This is a genomic window from uncultured Salinicola sp., assembly GCF_937921195.1.
GTDB lineage: Bacteria > Pseudomonadota > Gammaproteobacteria > Pseudomonadales > Halomonadaceae > Salinicola.
Genome location: NZ_CALFQK010000148.1, coordinates 61875 through 80719, shown reverse-complemented (window position 1 = coordinate 80719; position 18845 = coordinate 61875). Strand labels below are relative to the sequence as shown.

The 18845-nt window shown below is 54.3% G+C and carries 13 protein-coding genes and 1 pseudogene; 4 read left to right on the top strand and 10 right to left on the bottom strand.

Translation table 11 applies throughout. The annotated features are described in order from the left end of the window. Positions 1-108: 108 nt before the first annotated feature. The 8 genes from Q0602_RS16510 to Q0602_RS16475 form a co-directional block, all read right to left on the bottom strand. Positions 109-1506: an undecaprenyl-phosphate glucose phosphotransferase gene (locus tag Q0602_RS16510; protein WP_298845618.1), complete on the bottom strand. Its 1398-nt coding sequence runs from the start codon at positions 1504-1506 to the stop codon at positions 109-111. A 223-nt stretch (positions 1507-1729) separates the two neighbouring features. Further along, a complete protein-coding gene (locus tag Q0602_RS16505) occupies positions 1730-2863 on the bottom strand; it encodes a glycosyltransferase family 9 protein (protein ID WP_298845615.1) in 1134 nt (377 codons plus the stop codon). Positions 2864-3073: 210 nt separating this feature from the next. Next, a complete protein-coding gene (locus tag Q0602_RS16500; RefSeq protein WP_298845612.1) occupies positions 3074-4261 on the bottom strand; it encodes a glycosyltransferase in 1188 nt (395 codons plus the stop codon). A gap of 6 nt (positions 4262-4267) precedes the next feature. Then, entirely contained in the window at positions 4268-5752 is a 1485-nt protein-coding gene (murJ, locus tag Q0602_RS16495; RefSeq protein WP_298845610.1) for a murein biosynthesis integral membrane protein MurJ, read from the bottom strand. Between the two features lie 61 nt (positions 5753-5813). After that, positions 5814-6989: a glycosyltransferase family 4 protein gene (locus tag Q0602_RS16490; RefSeq protein ID WP_298845608.1), complete on the bottom strand. Its 1176-nt coding sequence runs from the start codon at positions 6987-6989 to the stop codon at positions 5814-5816. After that, positions 6979-8124, bottom strand: coding sequence for a glycosyltransferase (locus Q0602_RS16485; protein WP_298845606.1), 1146 nt, complete (start codon positions 8122-8124; stop codon positions 6979-6981). Before Q0602_RS16485 ends, Q0602_RS16490 begins: the two co-directional genes overlap by 11 nt. Continuing rightward, complete coding sequence (locus tag Q0602_RS16480) at positions 8114-9493, bottom strand: O-antigen ligase (RefSeq protein ID WP_298845604.1); 1380 nt, start codon at positions 9491-9493, stop codon at positions 8114-8116. The genes Q0602_RS16485 and Q0602_RS16480 overlap by 11 nt, the downstream gene beginning before the upstream one ends. 147 nt (positions 9494-9640) lie before the next feature. After that, positions 9641-9868 carry a hypothetical protein gene (locus Q0602_RS16475; RefSeq protein WP_298845602.1) on the bottom strand — a complete coding sequence of 76 codons (228 nt, stop codon included), beginning with the start codon at positions 9866-9868 and terminating at the stop codon, positions 9641-9643. A 751-nt stretch (positions 9869-10619) separates the two neighbouring features. Between Q0602_RS16475 and Q0602_RS16470 the strand changes: the two genes are divergently transcribed. Both Q0602_RS16470 and Q0602_RS16465 read left to right on the top strand, forming a co-directional pair. Then, a complete protein-coding gene (locus Q0602_RS16470) occupies positions 10620-11513 on the top strand; it encodes a flagellin (RefSeq protein WP_298845600.1) in 894 nt (297 codons plus the stop codon). Between the two features lie 163 nt (positions 11514-11676). Next, entirely contained in the window at positions 11677-16062 is a 4386-nt protein-coding gene (locus Q0602_RS16465; protein ID WP_298845598.1) for an FkbM family methyltransferase, read from the top strand. Between the two features lie 825 nt (positions 16063-16887). Here Q0602_RS16465 and Q0602_RS16460 read toward each other — a convergent pair. Together Q0602_RS16460 and Q0602_RS16455 are read right to left on the bottom strand one after the other, a co-directional pair. Then, positions 16888-16998, bottom strand: a pseudogene (locus Q0602_RS16460) (IS5/IS1182 family transposase); the annotation flags it as partial. Further along, positions 16974-17540, bottom strand: a complete 567-nt coding sequence (locus Q0602_RS16455) for a polymer-forming cytoskeletal protein (RefSeq protein ID WP_298845595.1) — start codon at positions 17538-17540, stop codon at positions 16974-16976. The gene Q0602_RS16455 and the pseudogene Q0602_RS16460, both read right to left, overlap by 25 nt. Before the next feature lie 63 nt (positions 17541-17603). Here Q0602_RS16455 and Q0602_RS25370 point away from each other — a divergent pair, with 63 nt between their 5' ends. Next, positions 17604-18368 carry a polymer-forming cytoskeletal protein gene (locus Q0602_RS25370; protein WP_367276983.1) on the top strand — a complete coding sequence of 255 codons (765 nt, stop codon included), beginning with the start codon at positions 17604-17606 and terminating at the stop codon, positions 18366-18368. A 55-nt stretch (positions 18369-18423) separates the two neighbouring features. Next, positions 18424-18795 carry a flagellar protein FlaG gene (locus Q0602_RS16450; protein WP_295041063.1) on the top strand — a complete coding sequence of 124 codons (372 nt, stop codon included), beginning with the start codon at positions 18424-18426 and terminating at the stop codon, positions 18793-18795. The last annotated feature ends 50 nt before the right edge of the window (positions 18796-18845 follow it).

The following is an 18845-nucleotide window of genomic DNA, read 5'->3' as shown; positions in this document are numbered from 1 at the left end:
TCTTTCCCTCATGCTTTTCACTTGAAAACGGAAAACGCCGCATGGGCGGCGTCACAAATCACCTATCTCGAAACGATCATTCACGGATATCGTGCCAGCCAACCGCTCTCAATAGGCGTGGGGATTCGTGAACCCCCGAAAGAACGTCAGCAGAATGATTCTCAGGTCGAGCCAGAGAGACCAGTTCTCGATATACCAGAGATCGCACTCGATCCGCTTGTTGAGATCCGTGTCGCCACGCCAGCCGTTGATCTGGGCCCATCCGGTGATGCCGGCCTTGACCATGTGCTTCTGCATGTAGCCCGGTATCTCGTGCTTGAAGCGCTCGACGAAGATCGTGCGCTCCGGCCGCGGGCCGACGATGGACATGTCCCCGCGAAGCACGTTGATGAACTGGGGCAGTTCGTCGAGGCTGGTCCGCCTCAGGAAGGCGCCGAAACGTGTCGTCGACTTGTTCCTCGCACCGCCCCAATCCACACCGCCCTGCTCGGTATCGACGTGCATGGAGCGGAACTTCAGCATCCAGAACGGTCGACCGTTCCAACTGACGCGCTCCTGCCGATAGAAGATCGGGCCTTTCGAGCTGACCCGCACCCCCAGCGCCAGGATCAGCAGCAGGGGCGCGATCCCCACCAGAATCAAACTGGACAGCAATACGTCCAGGATGCGCTTCTTCATTCGCCGCCACCCGGTCATCGGCGAACAGCACACATCGATGAGATGCTGCCCGGCGATGACCGACGTACTGTGATTGATCAGGCGCAAATCCGACAGGTTCGGCATCAGGCGAATATTGGCAGTGACCGTATCCAGCGCATCGATGATGCGATGCGCATCGTTCCCGCGGGACAGCGGCAGACATACCCAGACCTCGTCCTCCTCGACCGTGATACGTCGTCCGAACTCGTAGTTATCGACCACTCCCTGGTATTTCTTGAGCCGCCGCCCGAGACCGTAATCCAGGACCAAAACGCGAGCGACATCGAATCCCTGCCCCGGGTCACGGCGCAGGGCGTAGAAGGCGTTGCGACACGACGAAGCGTCGCCGATCAATAGGACCTTGCGCTGGTTCCGGCCATGCTTGCGCAGGCTCGCGATCAACGGATAAGCGATCCCCCGCGCGCTGGTGGAGAGCGCGAGGGCCAGCAGCATCCACCCCAGCAGCCAGATACGCGAGTAGTCGAACAGTTGAAACGCGAACATCACCACGGCGATTCCCGCACCCCAGGCCAGATAGGCCGCGACGAGCTTCGCGACCATGGCCAGCCAGCGACGCCCCCGCCAGGACCGGTAGAGCCCGAGCAGCGGGAACAGCCAAAGCTGGATGAGACCACCCACCAGGAGCGCCCACTGGTATCGTTCGTAATGGACGACCACGCTATCGAATCGCCACGCATAGGCGGCCCACCCGGCCAGCAGCACGGCACAGAAATCCGCCCCGCGAGACAGCAGGGCCATCAACCAGTCGTGGTCCCGAGCGCGCCCATGCTTCGAGGAAGCTGTCATGGCACGTCCTTGAGGTTGAACGAGTCGATCACCCAAGCAATGACGGATCGACCTGTAGGGAGAAGAATTTTTGTCTGCCAATATACCTCCAAGAAAGCTGCCATCGGCATTGCAGACAAATGGAGAGATATGCGGCAAAACAACAGATAACCCTTCGAACTTATAAACACAAAAAAAGAGTTGTTCAAAATAAAACACTGAACATCTGAAACAGGTTTTATATTCATTTCTCACTAGCACTAAAAATATGAGACACACAAGCTTCCAGCACCCGCTCCGGCACTATCATTCCCATCACATTGACGGCATCATCCGGATATTCGAACCCCAAGTTGAGAAAACCCCCTCCGTCTTCGGGTTTTACATTAAGGTTGAAAACATGGTCTCCAACCCCTCCCCAACGTTCAGCATTGGTAGGCCCATTCAATGAAATAACACGCACACCCAAGAGCGACGCGAGATGCATTACCCCAGTGTTCACAGATACGACTCCTAGCGAGCCTGCCAAGCAATTCCTGAGCTCAGATAGCGTCAGCTTTCCTGCAAGTGAAATAACAGGGCAATGGCTAGATATATCTTTAAGCAGACTTTCCGCTGGAGCAGTGTCTGCATGACCACCTGTAACAACTAGATCGACGCCATATCGAGACAAAGCATTGATTAATGTAACCCAATTTTCCCTTGGCCACTCGCGCAATTCGCTCATAAACCCCGCTGCCCATGGGTGAATTACGATATACGGAGAATGAATTCCATATTGTTCGGCATCAAAAGCCATGGGAGGTGTCAGACTTGGCAAACTTCCTTCATGCCCTCCTGCTCGGACAGCCAGTGATCGAAAATTTTCCAGCTCATGCTTGTAGGCAGAGTGCTCTTCGACTCTATCGTAAAGGTAATGCCGGTGCTGTCCTTGCGTTTTGAACCCAACACAATATCTTGCCCCAGAAAAAAAACTCAATAAAGCAGATACGCGTGGCCACTGGCTAGTATCTACCAATAGATCGACTGCATTATTTCTCAGTTTGGGAATAGCCCTCCACGGAGCAGTGACATCGACAACCTCCATCTGGTCATATTGAAAAATAAGATCTGCAACACCCTTATTAGCCCTGGATAAAAACAGTAGCAGATGAGAATCAGGAAAAGCTTTTCGCAAAGAATCCAGTATAGTGGAAGCAAGCAAAGCATCCCCAATCGCGCCAAATATCATGACTCCTACTTTTCGAGGAGCGGTTGCGGGCAGTTCACGTGATGGGCGGAACCATCCTAGCACTCGACATAGCGGAACACCGAAATAATAATCAAGCTGTCTTAGGCGAACCTGGCCACGCTCTACACCTTCTTTGATTGGTGACATCCAAACCTCAATTTAGAGAAACTCGAAATGCACGCGATAGCATGGCAGCGGCAGTTGAAATCGCTCGCACTGGTTATCGCGCCGCGAAACGTGACTATTCTTCTGAACGTTCTCTCGCTCTTCTTTGGATGATGAGACACAACGTGTAGCCGATTAGTAATGATCATATAGTAAACAAACAGACGACCTGAACACAAAAAAGTCCTAAAATTAAGGCTTTCTATACCCCATCATCTCGTGAGACACGATTTCCATCATCTTACCTGTGCGCGCTTCGTAGGTGTGTTCATGCGCATATAGCTGTCTTCGCGAGATGGAGAGGGCATCATCACGAGCTAGCGCGAGGTCTACCTTCGTCGCGAAATCGTCAGCATCGATCCCAACCTCAGCCATGTGACAAAACTCGGCCAATGCTGGTAGGGCTGTCGCGACGACAGGCTTTCCTGCAGCCAAGTACTCGAAGAACTTCATCGGGAACATATTGGCAGTGTATTCGTTCAACAGGCTGGGCAGGATCGCCACATCGAATCCCTTGAGTATGCCCGGCAGGTCGGCATAGGCCGCCGGCCCCGGAAAGTGGACGTTGGGAAGCGCTTCGAGGCGGCGGATGTCCGTGTAGGGATCGCCCTCTCCGATCTTGCCCACCAGGACGATCTGGTAGTCCGGGCGGGAGAGCGCCAGATGCTCGAGCAACGGGAAATCCACCTTGTAACCACTGATCGCCCCGACAAAACCTATCACCGGCCTGTCGAGGCGCGCCACAACGGGAGAGACGGGCGTCGAGGGCTCGTTCGCCCGGGAGAAGTGACGATAGTCGGCCACGTTGGGGAAGAACCACGTCTTGTCATTCCACCGCTGCCGGGTCTCGAAGAGCTTGGGCGCGGTGACGAACACCACGTCGGACTCTTCCACCAGTCTCTTCTCGGACTCTTCGAGGATGAGGACCGGCATATCCGGCTGCGCCTTGATCTCGTCGACACAGTGATAGATGAGAAATCGGTATCGGGAAACATCGAGCAGACGCAGCGTCAGCGGATTGTATGTCCAGAGCACGGGGCTCCGAAATCCATGGCATCGCGTCAGGAGACGAATCATCAGTCCCAGAGAGAGCCGGTTGATACGGCGCACGAGAGAAAATCGCTGCAGCGGTATGACGATCGGCGACCAGACGATCACGTTCTCCTCGACCTGCCTGGGCCATGAGAAGAAAGACTTCAATCTAGCGGCGATACGCTTCATGTCGGAGCGGTTGAAACTGGGTTGGCGCAATCCCAGCGAATTGATGTAGAACACCCGATGTCCTCGCCTCGCCAGCTCACGAGCGACATGCTGCTTGTTGGTCCAGAACGGATTGTCCCAGTCTGCTGTCGACAACATCACAATGTCGAACTTCTCCATGAACACTCAACTCCTGACTTTACGTTGCCTGACCAGATCGACGATGCACTGACGGAAGGCAGGTATCACTAAGACGACGATCGACCAGTAGATGGCAGCGAACAGCGCGTTGCAAAAAAGGCGCGACAATTCATGGTCGGGGGCCGGAATCCACTGGCCGCACAGGAGATATCCGCAACAGGCGACGGCCAGGATCGGCAAATAACGCAGGATCGATTTCGCGAGACCACAGGCCCAGACCGTACCGAGGAACAGCAGCAGGCCGTACACGGCGTTTCCCAACCCCAGGGTCCAGGCGCCCAGCCATCGGTAGAGCAGCAGATTGGTCATCACGTTGCCGAAAAGCGCAGCCGCCATGATCCACAGGACCTGGCGATTGCGCATTTTGGCGTTGAGCGCCTTGATCAGCACGTAGCCAACCACCTGGGCCCAGAGCCCGATCGCGGCGCCTTGCAGAATGGCCGCCGTGGTCGTGGACGAGACCGCATCGAACGCTCCCCGGGCGTAGACGACATCCACGATCGAAACCGCATTGTCGTAAAGGAACAGGCTGCCGGGCACCGCGATCAGCAACAGCAGCATCGTGACTCGCCGGAGCTGTCGATCCAGTGCCTCTCGCCCCAGCACGCTCCAGCTCGACAGGCCAACGTAGGCGATCGGCATGGCGAGGAGCAGGATGATCGTCTCGGTGACGAAGCGCGAGTAGTCGATCGCCGCCACGGCGGTCAGGCTGATCATCGACGCCACGGCCCGCTCCGTCACGATATTGCCCTGAAGCATGACGGGCAGCAGCAAGAGCGGTCTCAGGGTAAGCCAGAACGCCCGCGCGACCTCGCGCAACTCTCCCCGCTGCCACGTCTCCGGCCACCGAAGACTGCGGGTGACGACCGCCCGATACAGGCTCCAGCCGAAGAGCCCCATGTAACTCGCGGTGAACCCCCAGGCCAACCAGCTGACGTGACCGGTGAAATAGGCCAGCAGCACCCCCGCGATCATGCCCAGGTTCTGGACGGAGGGCCGCAGCGCCATGGGCACGAAGTCGTCATGGGCCATCGCCTGGAAGATGAAGATCATGCTCCAGAGATAGAAAGGCACGCCCAATGCCATGACACGCAGCAACTCGACGGCGGTGGTCATGGCGACGGAGCCGAGCCCCGGCGCCAGCGTCTCCACCCACAGGGGGGCCAGTACCGCCAGCCCGTAGCCGATGGCGACGGACAACAGCGTGAACAACCCGAGAATTTCCCAGAGCAGGACGATCGCCTTGTCGGGGGACTCGACAAGATAACGCTTGTAGAGCGGGATGAACGCGGCATTCAGGCTGTCACTGGTGAAGAAGTTGACAGGGACCAGCGTGCCGGTCTGAGCAACCCGGTAAGCACCGGCCGTTGCGCCAGTTCCGAAACAGGCTGCCGTCAGGACTTCACGTAAACCGCCGAGTAGCTTGGAAAGAAAGTTACCACCGGTTAACTGGATTATTGATTTCTTCATGCAACCTTTCAGCCATACGTAGCGGTGGGCATCTTGACGCACCGACACCCTATTAACTAGCTCAAACCTGGCCTGACGCTTTCTCACGAATCAAGCTTTCATAGGATCTAACGGCATTCTCAAGCGAATACTCCCTCGGCAGCACCGCCAGGCGACGCTCTCTGGTTACATTCGCCGCATTGATCAATCGAGAAGTGATTTCTTCATAATCCTTGAAGTCGACGAAATTAACAAAAGGACTGTCAAAAAGAGTTACATGAGAAGAGACAAATACCGGCACACCGCATGCCAAAGACTCCAATATAGTAAGTGGAAGCCCCTCGGTTCGTTCAGTCAGAAAAAGGAACTGGTCAGCAGCAGATAGATATCTTGACAACTCCTGCCGTTCGACTCGACCAAGAAAAATCACGCTCTTCTCCAACCCAAGCCTCATCACCTGTTTTTTTAGGTTCTTGGATTCCACCCCATCCCCGGCAATAATGTACAGTGAATCTGGCCGGTGTTTTCTAACTCTATAAAAAACCTCCAAGCCATGATGCGTGCCCTTCTGGGAATGTAGTCGATTTGCAGAAAGTATAATCAAACTCTCATCATCGACACCCAAGCCCTGTCTAACACAACGCCGACTCTCCAAACTCGGAGAAAATAGTTCGGTATCGATACCATTAGAAATAAGACGGATTTTTTCAGGCTTCAAAAGCTTATAATCACACAATTTTAGCAAGTCTTTCTGCACGTTGGCGCCGACCGCCACGACATAATCAAACTGCCGGTATGCGAGAACATCTCTTGGAAGCCAAAGAAAATTCTTTATGGAAGTTGCAATTGACTTTGGCTTCAAGCTTCTCCATTTCGAAACAATCTCCCCCCAAGAGGTCCCGTGAGCTTGAAACAAGAAAGGAACATCAGGAATACGGTTTCTCAGAGACAAAATCCCAAGCGCCGCAGAACTTACGCTAACAACACAGCTAGCGGAAGTCATATAACGATCCTTGAAGCGACTACGACTAGACTTCCACCATTCACGGGAATACCGGCCACTAGCTACTGGCAAAGCCTCGATCAGAACGCCATCCCGCTCGATTATTTCAGGCTCACCAGGAATTGATGTCGTTAATATGACAACCCGGTACCCCAACCTCGTCAAGCCAACGGCCAAATCCCACGCAGCGACTTCCATTCCCCCGAGACCGTGCATTGGCAAAGAGCGGGAGAAAATAACAATATTATCGATCATGGATAGCCTTACTATAGAAGGCTTCCAGAGACTCAGCTTGCTTACGCATATCAAACTTGTCCTGTATCATGACCTTTGCATTCAGCCCCATGCGGACATTGGTGTCATCGTCCGCGACTAGCTCTAGAAGGTATTTCTTGAGATTCGTGACGGATTTTTCCTCAACGAGAAACCCCGTCTCCCCGTGAACGATCACTTCCGGTATACCACCGTGATGGGTGCCGACCAGGGGGATTCCCATGGCTGCCGCCTCGAGCAGCGCCATTCCGAGACCTTCCATGTCTCCGGTTGCCGCCTGGACACTGGGCAAGGCAAGGACCGAGGCACCGGTCAATCTGGTGAGAACGGTCTCGTGTGGAAGCGAACCCAGGAAATTGACCTTCCCATTCAGCGTCAAGGAGTCGACGAGATCCTTGAGCTCCTTCTCCAAAGGACCCTCTCCGATGATCTCCAGTTCGCAATCCGGCATTTCCCGGAGCAGCTCCTTGAATGCCAGAATGAGGTAACGCGTGCCCTTCTTCTCCACCAGTCTTGCGACATGAACTATCTTTTTGGCCCCGCCGACGGGCGACCTGGGAGGTATCAGGGCCGAGTCAATTCCCGTGTAGTGGACCAACGTCCTCTCCTCGGGAAAGCCCAGCGCCAGCACACGCTCTCGGATGTAGTCCGAAACGCAGAGAAAGACGTCGCCATCCCGAGCCAGCTGCTTTCGAAACAGCAGATAGTGATACCATGCGGGAGAACCTGATGTCAGGAGTCCTTTGCGGTTGGTCGTGGCATCAAACCCATGAAACGTGGTGACCAGCGGCACGCCAAGCCTTCTAGCCAATGGTAGCGCGTAGACGGCATCCACGCCGAAGTGGGCATGAATGATGTCGACCGGCCCCTCCCTCAGCAGGCGAACGTATTCACCCGGATAGCGAGTCAGTGCATTGACAGTTTGATGCCCCTGCGCGACAGCTCCCTGCGAGCGATCCAGTGATAGATACCTTGCACCCTCAGGCGCTCTACCCAGCAGCTTCCTGCCGATATAAACCGGTTCAAAATGGGTTAACGCCTGTGCCTGCTGAGTTATGAAAGGTTCGGAAAATTTAAACAATTGATTCCGAAATATGCCCACTCGCTTAAGCTGCACTAGCGCGCTTCCTTTCTGATAGATTGTCGATCCCGGCAATGATGACAGCCAGTAGCGTCACCTGATGAGCATCGCCAAGGAGCCCGGTGTTATCTCCCATGCCATGCACGGTCAACCAGACCCATGCCCCCGTCAACGCCATCGCCATCCTGAGGCCATGTTCTTTTTCACGATTTTTGCCGATCGCCGAAAGTGAGATCCCGCTCCAATACAATAACAACAGGGTCGCAAAAACAACCGAGAGCGCCCCGCTTTGGCTCCAGAGATAGATAAAGGTATTATGCGGGGGAAAGCCATCGCGCAACTCGATCCCCTCCTCGCGCAGTCTTTTGACGTAACTGGAAAACCCCTGCTGCCACCCCCCGTACCCCTGCCCCATGAGAGGTCTTTCTTCGAACGCCTCCAAGCCGTATTGCCATATCAGCAGTCGGCTGCTCATCGAATCCTCGGCATTATCCAATGTCTCGCGCGGGCTCGGTTCATCCGGAAGCGGCGGAGACGCGGAGGGTAACGTAGGAGCTTGGCTCGTCTCCTGGCTCGTAATCTTGTTGACGAACTGTTGTGGAATCGGACTGTAGAACAACATCATCATCGAAGCCACCATCACTCCCAGCGCCAAAGCCATTTTGGCGGCCAGGATGTTTTTCAGGACAAGAGCAACTACCAGATAGACGATGGTCAGGCCGATCAAGATAATCGTCGCCGTCTTCGATCCCGTCGAAAAAACGGCAACCAGCAATGGAAGGCTGATGCCCCAAGCCAGCCGAGGACGCCTGATACAAGCCAACGCACAGAGTGAAATCATACCCAGGTAGCAGCTTGCCACATTGGCGTTGACGAATATGCCGCCGGCCTTCACTGGATCGAAGGCATTGTTTCGGATACTACCATCGGCCAACCCTTGCTGGACGTTGGGGTTGATGAAAACACCACTCCACTCGGATAGCAGAAAAGTCTTCTCCAATTCCGGAAAAACTCGACAAACGATGACAAACCCCGCCAAAAGACAGCACCCTAGGCAAAAGGCCCACATAGTCGGCTGTCTTTTGAGACTTCCCCAGTCGCAATACTTCGCCGCTGAAAAAACGACGATGAAGACGGCCTCATAGATGATGACCTTTATCCCTAACACTCTATCAACAGACCAGACAAGAGAAAGGCACTGAGCCATTATCAGCCCAATCAGCAGCAAAACCGTTTTGTCTTTAACCAGGGCTTTGAAATGGATTATTGATTCGGGAAGCAGCAGCACCACCGAAACCAGAGCCAAGGGAAGCCACATCCCCATTGTTTCGATGACGAACAATTGAGGCAATGACAATAGCAGAACAACACCCAGCCGACTCTCGAGGCTAACCAAGGACATCATGAGCGGAATCCTTTCCACTGCGAAACCGAGTTAATGGCAAAAGCGTAAAACTGAACTTCTGACAGCTACCGCTCACACCATGCAGAGACAGACAAACTCAAGTCAAAAAGTAGAAGACTCACACCAACGCGGCCTGAATATCAAACTTCACGATATCTTTTTATACTCCATCAGTGTGCTCAACATTTCATGTACACAGCGTTGACTTAGCGCATATTCACTCATCAGGCCCTGCAAGCGATCCTCGAAATCCGAGTCGTTATGTTCATCGAAGGCCTGTCCAGAGCCCCGGGGGCCGCCATCCAATTCACGAAGCGCTTGGGCAAAAGCATCATCGAGTTCGCGAAACTTTCGAAGTTTCTCACGTTCATTCATCGTACGCGACATAGTTGATATCAAGAAATCCTGTAAAGAAAAATCAATCGAGCATCATCTACAAAACCGCATTCGAGCCGGCGAGAAAAAATGTACGTCTTTGCCGACAGGAAATTCAGCGTTTTGCCATTGACATGGGCCGGCTTAGTCTAGCGAAAGTAGGCCGAAAAATCACCATGCCCGCGTGTGGCGCCGCCAGGACCGACAGAATCGGCGGCCAAGGGCACCGCCAAGTAATAGTGGTGAGGTGAACGGTAGCCCCTGCAACGACCCAGTACTTCAGTGTGATGAAGGATGACCGTGGTTCCAGCCACCGCCCTGCCGGGCAAGCAAAAGTGCCGGATCTGGCTAAACTCCGCTCGTTTCGGAAATCGTCGTCACCATTCGTGCCCAGAATAGGACGCGCCTCAACCGGCGGGCAGAGGGATGCCGTATTAGCGAAAGCGGCCTCACGCAGCCCACAAAGGTAACAATGGGTAACCAAGAGAAGTGTTTTGTTGCGCGAATTTTCACGATCAGGTCTCCGCCACTCGCCCGATTCCCCACAACCACGGGGTTTTGCAGGGTGGCATTCCTGCCTGCTGCAGAACCGGAACATCAAAAATTTCTCAACCGGGGCTAAAGCGACATCGGGCAGCGCCGATAACTGGGTCAACGGCCACGGGGCCGTTGCAGCAGGATCCGGCACAATCTGCCATCGCGCAGCGGATCAGGCCCAAATTGCCCTCTCAAGCGAGAAAGGAATACGACAATGGCAGTTATCAATACCAACATCACCTCCCTGATCGGTCAGAACAACCTGAACAAGTCTCAGGGCCAGCTTCAGACCGCGATGGAGCGTCTCTCCTCCGGCCTGCGCATCAACAGCGCCAAGGACGATGCTGCCGGCCAGGCCATCGCCAACCGCATGACCTCTACCGTCACCGGCCTGACCCAAGCCAGCCGTAACGCCAACGACGGCATCTCTCTGGCCCAGACTGCCGAAGGCTCGCTGGATCAGATCAACGACAACCTTCAGCGTATCCGTGAACTGACCGTACAGGCTCAGAACGGTACCAACAGCGCAGAAGACATCGATTCCATCCAGAAGGAAGTCAACCAGCGTCTGGAAGAGATCAACCGCGTCACTACCCAGACCAGCTTCAACGGCACTTCACTGTTCGCGCAAAGCTCTCAGGGCACCTTCTCTATCCAGGTCGGTTCCAAAGACAGCGAACAGATCGATATCAAAATCCAATCCGCCAGCGGCTGGAACACATTCGCGGCTACAAGCGGTACCGGTTTCGTCGCCGCCAGTGCAGCTGGGACACTGGACAGCTGGGCTTCGACTGCAGCACGTAGCGTCGATGCACAAGGCTTCGACGTACTCTCCAGCGGTGCTCTTGCAGAGCTGGACAACCGAATCAGCAGCGTCGACGACTCCCGCAGCGACCTCGGTGCGGTCCAGAACCGTTTCGAGACCGCCATCGACAACATCACCACGACCTCGACCAACCTGTCTGCCGCACGTTCGCGCATCGAAGACGCCGACTATGCGGTCGAAGTCTCCAACATGACACGCGCCAACATCCTGCAGCAGGCCGGTACCTCGGTCCTGGCCCAGGCCAACCAGTCGCCGCAGAGCGTTCTGTCACTGCTCCAGTAAGCGCGCCCAGGCGGTAAACGAGGCCGGCAATATGCCGGCCTTTTTACGTTTCGGTTCGCGACGATAAAAGGCTTGGAGTGGCATCACTTCGTGGCTTCGAATCTATCCGAGTGTGGGAAGCTGATCCAATCCTCGTCAGCACCAGATCGGAATACGGATTCTTATGAGCCAGAGTCTTCAAGCCCCCGCCTCCCGTCAGAAACAGTTCATGGACCTCTATCGGCAAGGCAAGCACAAACTTGCTACTGAAGAAGCCGAAAAGCTGGTCGAAAATTATCCCGGAGACGCCTTCGCCTGGAAAGCGCTGGGTAATTGCCTTCTCCAATCGGGAGCGTCCGCAGAAGCCAGTGCTGCGCTTGAGACGGCCCTCTCGCTGGATCCCGAAGATCCGCTGATCTTTACATCTTTAGCCCGAGCCAGCTTCATGGCAGGTGAGCAGGAGAAAGCCCGGGGACTACAACAACAAGGTATCGATCTAGATCCGGATAATGCTCAGGGCCATTTTAATATGGCCAGCATGCTTTATCAGATGGGTATTTACGCCGAAGCAGAAAAATTCCTTTCAAGCGCTGAAAAGCTCGGCCATGAGGCATCGGAAACTTTATCGATACGGAGTGCTATGCTTTCGCTGCGTTTCCGTTTTCAGGAAGGCCTGGATGCATTAAATTCGCTTTACGCAATGAAACCCAACGATCCCACTGTCCATAACAGCTTAGGAAACTACTATAAGGACATGGCGAATTTCGAAAAAGCGGAATGGCATTATCGTGAGGCGCAACGACTCCGGCGTGATTTTGCCGTCGCTTTTTCCAATGAGGTATTGACGCAGCATTACAATCCTAACTCTTCTGCACCAAACATCCTTGAGAAATCGCAAGAGTGGTCAACTCGCTTTAAACCCAACCGTATCTTTGATCACTCAGAAATCGCTAAATCTATCGATCGCCCGCTGCGCGTGGGCTTGGTATCCGGCAACCTGCGTGCACACCCGGTTGGGTGGATGATTACCACGGCTCTCGAACAGTTGCCGAACGATATTGAATTACATGCGTATACTGATAGTGAAGCAAGTGATCCTATTGCCGAACGCATCGGGCGAGTTTGCCATTGGAAGCCCGTTTACCATTTGAATCATCAGCAACTGGCGGAAAAAATTGTTGATGACGAGATCGACATTCTATTAGAACTAGCGGGTCATGGCGACCACAGCCGGCTTCCAGCTATTGCCATGAAGCCGGCCCCCATCATTGTCAAATGGGTCGGCATGCAGATCAGTAGCATGGGCATTGATGCGTTTGACTACTTCCTGAGCGACAGTCATGAAACCCCGGCGGGCGTCGATCACCTCTATACCGAAAAGCTCATCCGCCTGCCGGACGACTATATCTGCTATCAGCCACCGAGCTACAAGCCAGCCATCACCGCGCTACCCTCGCTGAGCAATGGCTACATCACCTTCGGCTGCTTCAACAATCCCGCCAAGGTCAATGACACCTTGCTGGCCGAGTGGGCAATTCTCCTGCAACAGCTGCCGGGTAGCCGCCTATTCCTGAAAGGCGGTCAGTACAGCAGCGACGAGGTGTGCGAGCGCGTGCTCACGACGCTGGAAAAACACGGCGTCGAGCGGTCGAGAGTCCTGCTGGAGGGCCCGTCGCAACACAAGGAGCTGCTGGAGAGCTACAACCGTGTCGATATCGCGCTGGACACCTGGCCGTACTCCGGTGGCCTGACGACATGCGAAGCCCTGCTGATGGGCGTTCCCGTGGTCACCCACACCGGCCCCACTTTCGCCGGCCGCCATAGCGCGACCCATCTGTGCAACGCCGGCATGCCGGAATTGGTGACGGACAACTGGGACGACTACCGCAAGCGTGTTCTCGACCTCGCTTCGGACCTACCGAGTCTGGCGGTGATTCGAGCTGCGCTCCGCACCTATCTCGAGCAGTCGCCTATCTGCGACGCCCCTCGCTTTGCCCGGAATCTGCACAAAGCCATACGAGCAATCTGGCAACGCCACTGTGAGGACAAGGCACCGGCGGCCCTGACTTTCAACAAAGGGGGCCAAGCCTGGTTCGAAGATGAGACCAAACCTGTAAAACTTCCCATAGAGCTGCAGCACGGCTTTGATTGGAATCTGGAAAGCCCCGTCACGATTCTCGATAACGGCGCAGGTATTGCAACGCGCAGCGACGCCAAGGAGTTGCTCGGCTCGGGTAACATCGCAGTCCTGGTATTCGATCCAATAGATGCACTCGGCCATGCAGGGGAGTTGGCTCAGTACGGCGAAATTCAGCACTTCCCGCACGTCACGCTAGGTAGTGGTCAGCCCGCAACGCTCAGAGGGGTTGAGGGCGAAAACGACATCACCAGCCTGAAGCCGTTAGCCTCCGGCATTGCCGATTCACTGCAAACGTTAGAAATCCCCAGTATCGCCCTGGACAGCATCGAAGGCTTGGAAAGCCTGGACGTATTGGCCCTTGACGATCGTCATGACAACCTGACAATCCTTGAACATGGCGCTAAGGCTCTGGAAAAAACGCTATTGCTTCAGATCCAGGTCCGTTTCAATCCCACTCACGAAAACCAGGCAGACCTCGGTAGCCTCATTCGCTTGACATATAATCATGGCTTCCAATTCTATACTTTAACAGCCTTTGAGTACCAAGCGTACATGCATGATATGAAAGGCGAAGGACAACGCAGCAAATTGTATCGTGCCACAGCCGTTTTTCTACCAAACGATGACCGGATTGCGGCGATGCCAAAACGCAGGGGGGCTGCATTGGCGTACCTGCTAGATGTACTTTACGGTATCAGCGATGCGACTGTGGGTGTCCTTCAGATGACGCGGAATGATCTATTGTTGCATAAATTTAAAAGCCGTTTTCAGCATGAGTCCTCCTCTGAAGTTTTCTGTCGCACGACACTCGGCAATAGAACAAACTCTCTAAAAGACGCCAAAAAAATTGTCAATATAACCCGTGAATTCGAGAACGTCGATGCAAGTGAACTAGCTCGAATTACAGCTCAGTGTGAAAAAAAATTGTCGGAAAACCCCGACAATAATACAGCATTCTTTCTTATGGCTCACGCTCTATTGTCGACCCCCACAGCTGTCCAAGATGACGAACTACATGTGAGACTAAAAAACCTAGGGTGGGATCATAAATATTCACTATATGAATACTGGCTTGGTGATTACGAAAGACTGAGAACCAACCAACATGCTTTTCAACTATCCATTATTGTCGTCGCAAATGTTTATAAAAATGAAATACTACCAAATATCCAGGCGCTTAGAGAGCAAGGCGGAGACAGCGTCGAAATTGTATTTGTCAATAACGGCGCCCCTAGCGATGAGTTTCGTGAGTTGCGCGATTACATCAACATCTACGTTAGCACTAAAAAAAATTCCGGCGCTTATCTGGCTAGAAACCTCGGCTTCATCTTCAGCACCGCTCCTTTGATTCTTTTTGTCGACGACGACGGAGCGCCGCAGCCAGACTTTTTATCGCCGCATATTCAAATACACAAAAATCATGACCTGGCTTGTCTGAGAGGAGTCTATCGCAGCCAAACCGGTAACGATCCTATTCACTACAACCTCGGAAAATTCATCAAGAAGGCTCCTCCCATCCTAGAAGGTAATGTTTCCTTCTCACGAAGAGCTTTTTCGAAAGTCGGTGGTTGGGGAGATTACATCCTCTTCGGACATGGAGGGTTCGATATCTCCGTGCGCCTCTTCGAAAGCGGTTATCGAGAAGATCAACAGCTTTATACGCCAGATTCTATATTACAGCACGAATATTTCCGCGGAGAGGACCATGCTAAAAAGAAGCTCAGCAAACAATCCGAGTCCGCTTACTTGCTAGACGCACTTCATAATGGAATTCAGAGAAAGCTACCGAAAGAATTTCTAGAAAATTGCAAGCGAAAGAGTTATTCTCAGTATGGGGAAGACCTCATTATCGCTAGAATTTTGAAGCCGGAAGAACGCAAGGGTGTTTATGTAGATATCGGTGCATTTCACCCTATCAAATATTCGAACACCGCCTTGCTTAAAGAAGCTGGCTGGAAAGGAGTTAACGTAGACGCGTCTCAGAAATCCGTCGACTTGTTTAATGCTATGCGCAGAGATGATATAAACCTGTGTTGTGTCATCTCCAATCAAGTTGGTGAAGTAACTTTCTATGAATCGAACAGAGGTACTGTTAGCACTTTATCTAAAAGGCATAGGGACAAATGGATAGCTAGAGGAGAGTCTTATATCGAGAACAAGGTGGCATCGAGAAAACTCGCAGATATTTTTGAAACACTTGATGCTCCACAGGTCGACTTCTTGAATATTGATGTGGAAGATGCCGAAATGGGGGTTTTACTTTCCAACGACTGGACAAGATTCAAACCTACACTCATCGCGATCGAAATACATGACTTCGACCCTAAAAACGCGTCATCCAGCCAGATATATAATTTCTTATCAATGCAAGGATATATATTAGAGTGTTATGCCAAGCCAACCGCAATCTTCAATTTCTCACGCGTGTAAGAGAATTTTATTTACGGTCGATTATGGCAGAAGCTCCATGGTATACACCGACACTTATCCACATCAGTGACTAAGAGGGTGTCTACGATAACAATAGATACTTGAGGACGTGAGGGCTCACGACTTAAGGAGAGGCCGGGTGTCGAAAGGCGGTCGCCCAGGAAATTCGGCGAAGCGGAGAAAGGTCTGCTTTGTCAGTTAGTGGCGAAAAACCCGCTAGCTACACTGAGCGAGCTGACGGGGCCTTATGCGTGGTGTTATGTGGTGCGCAGCGCCTGCCTCGGTGCATTCTGCCTAGGGTTTTCCGCCTTGGCAGAATGTTTACCGGGCATTTCGTCGCTGGAGCCAATAGGACAGTTTCGAATAAGTGCATAATCGGTTACGCGTGCAATGGCGGATATGTGAGGGACATGACCCTATATCCATTCTCACCGTTCTGAATGCTCAAACGACGCGGGGTTCACCCGGTCATGGACAACGGCCTCGACAAGGACACCGAACTATCCATGATGTTCGTAGATGGCAGTTATGTCGGGCGCCGCGTCCAGATTATCCACCAACAGCATGGCCTGGTGGTTGAAGTCGTGAGCCACTCCACCAATGCCAACGTCGGCCGCTGGTGTCTCCGGGACCAGGACGATCTCTTTACACTTCGGCCGGGTGCCAAGTTTCATAGCGCTGCCGAAGCGCTGGGTAGTCGAACGCACCCATACTTGGATTAAAAAGCATGCCGACTGGTGATCACCAAGACCTCCTTTGCCGATAAGGATGCGCTATCCATACAGGCTCCCTCCCACTCAAGCTGATCCGCACGCTACAATTGCTCCAGCAGATTATTCCCGAACCAAAGCTTATCGGCTGAGAAAGCATCTCCCAAGGTATTCCAAATTTCAGGACGAACAGGATGTCAGTCAGGGCTGCGCGATTGGAAACGGGATGTTGTCTTCCGTGGAGGCATCGGCCTCTGCGACCAGTGACGGCTCCGCGCCGAGGCGAGCCGACTCCGAAGCCGTGGAGTCGACGCTCGCCGTCCCGGTCTCGAAGGCGTCCCTGAGCTCGTTCTGTTCCGGCTCCATGTCGATGTTGCCGTGAAATGCCGCGCCATCTTCCAGTACCAGCCCGGGAGAGTGGAGTTGGCCGTTGACGACAGCCCCCGCTTTCAGGGTGATCTTCTCGGCGGCGATCAGGGTGCCGTCCACCCGACCTCTCACCGTCAGCTCCCTGGCCACCATCCGGCCTTCCACGACGCCCTCGGCACCGACGGTGACGCCATGCTTTCGAAACAGGACGTCGCCCAGGATCCGCCCCTCGATGAGCAGGTCCTCTTCGCCACTGATATCGCCTTGTAGGGTCGTCTTGCCCCCGATTCGAGAAAGGCCGTGGGTGGGAACGGGGTTGCCGCCGGATGACGCCGGGCTGTCGCCGCCGCGGGGCGAAGCTACCGGCTGCCGAGAGTTCTGGCTGGATTTCTGAAACATGTCGCAGGTCTCTGTCGCTGTCGGGAGATGGCGAGCCGGGTCTGAAAGAAGGCCACCGCTGTGATGATAGATCGGCACGTGGCGAGGCATCTTTACCTTGCTTCGGAACCTCCCCGATCATGCGCGCCTTCAGTTCTTCTTTTCAGCGCCGATAGCTATCGATATCTATCGCCCCCACCATCGCCGAACGTTCCGTTCGACACGAGGGCTGGAACCGCTTTGGGAATGAAATCTATGGACTCGGCAGAATGGCTTCTGCTCGGCGGACTCGTCTGCTGTGCTCTGCTGCTGCTGGATGGATATCGCCGGGCGACTAGTCGACAACGGCCGCTCGCGGCGACGCCGGTTGACACCGCCACTCCGGGCGGCGAGCCGTCATTCGGGAATGCCGCTCCCACCCCATGCGCAGGCAAAGCGCCACCTGGGGAGATATCGGGTGTCGTTGACGGCAGTCTGATCGGCCGAACGGTCAACGTGCAGGGTCGTCTCGAGACGCGCGAGACGCTTCGGATCGAAGGTCAGGTAGAGGGAAACATCTCAGCCGACGGTCAACGGGTCGTGGTCGGCACAGGTGCCCGGGTGGCACCGCGACTCGCGGCTCGCGAACTCTATCTGGCGGGAACCTCTTCGGGTCGGCTGGAAGTATTGGATCGTGTGGTCATCGAAATGGGCGCCCGTCTGGACGGCCGGCTTTCCACGGCAAGCCTGCACTGCCACGAGGGTGCATGGCTCCAGGGAACTTTCGATATCGGCGGCAGCCGGGCGGCTCCTGCTCGTCCCGTGCCTCCCTCCCCTGCTTCACCCTGTCCGGTCTCCGAGTCCAGATAGCGATGACGAAACCTGGACGTCTACTTTCCGTGTCGACTCTTCGAGGAAGATGGTCATGCCTACCCCCATCGATCTGGCTTCGCTCTCTCTCAACCTGGGTGTCGACGGGTCTCCCCGGCAAAGACTGGAAACGTTGCTGAGCCAGGCGGGTCTGGCCCCGCCGGTCGCGATCGCGCCTTCCATGTCCGCACTCGATGGATCGGCGCCGGGAATCGGCTATCTGAGCGATCGGCTTCATTCGCTCAACGGCCTCATGTCGCAATACGGGCTGCATTTCGAATTGAGCGAATTCGATAGCCGAGTCATTACCCAGGTCATCGATCGGACCACGGGAGACATCATCCGCCAGATACCGGCGGAGGAGATGCTACGACTCGCCGAGGCGTTCGCGGAAAACCAGGGGCGGCTGGTCGACGCTTCCGCCTGACTCATCCTTGCGCATCCGTCGGCCAGATTCGCGCAATGGGCAGTGACCTC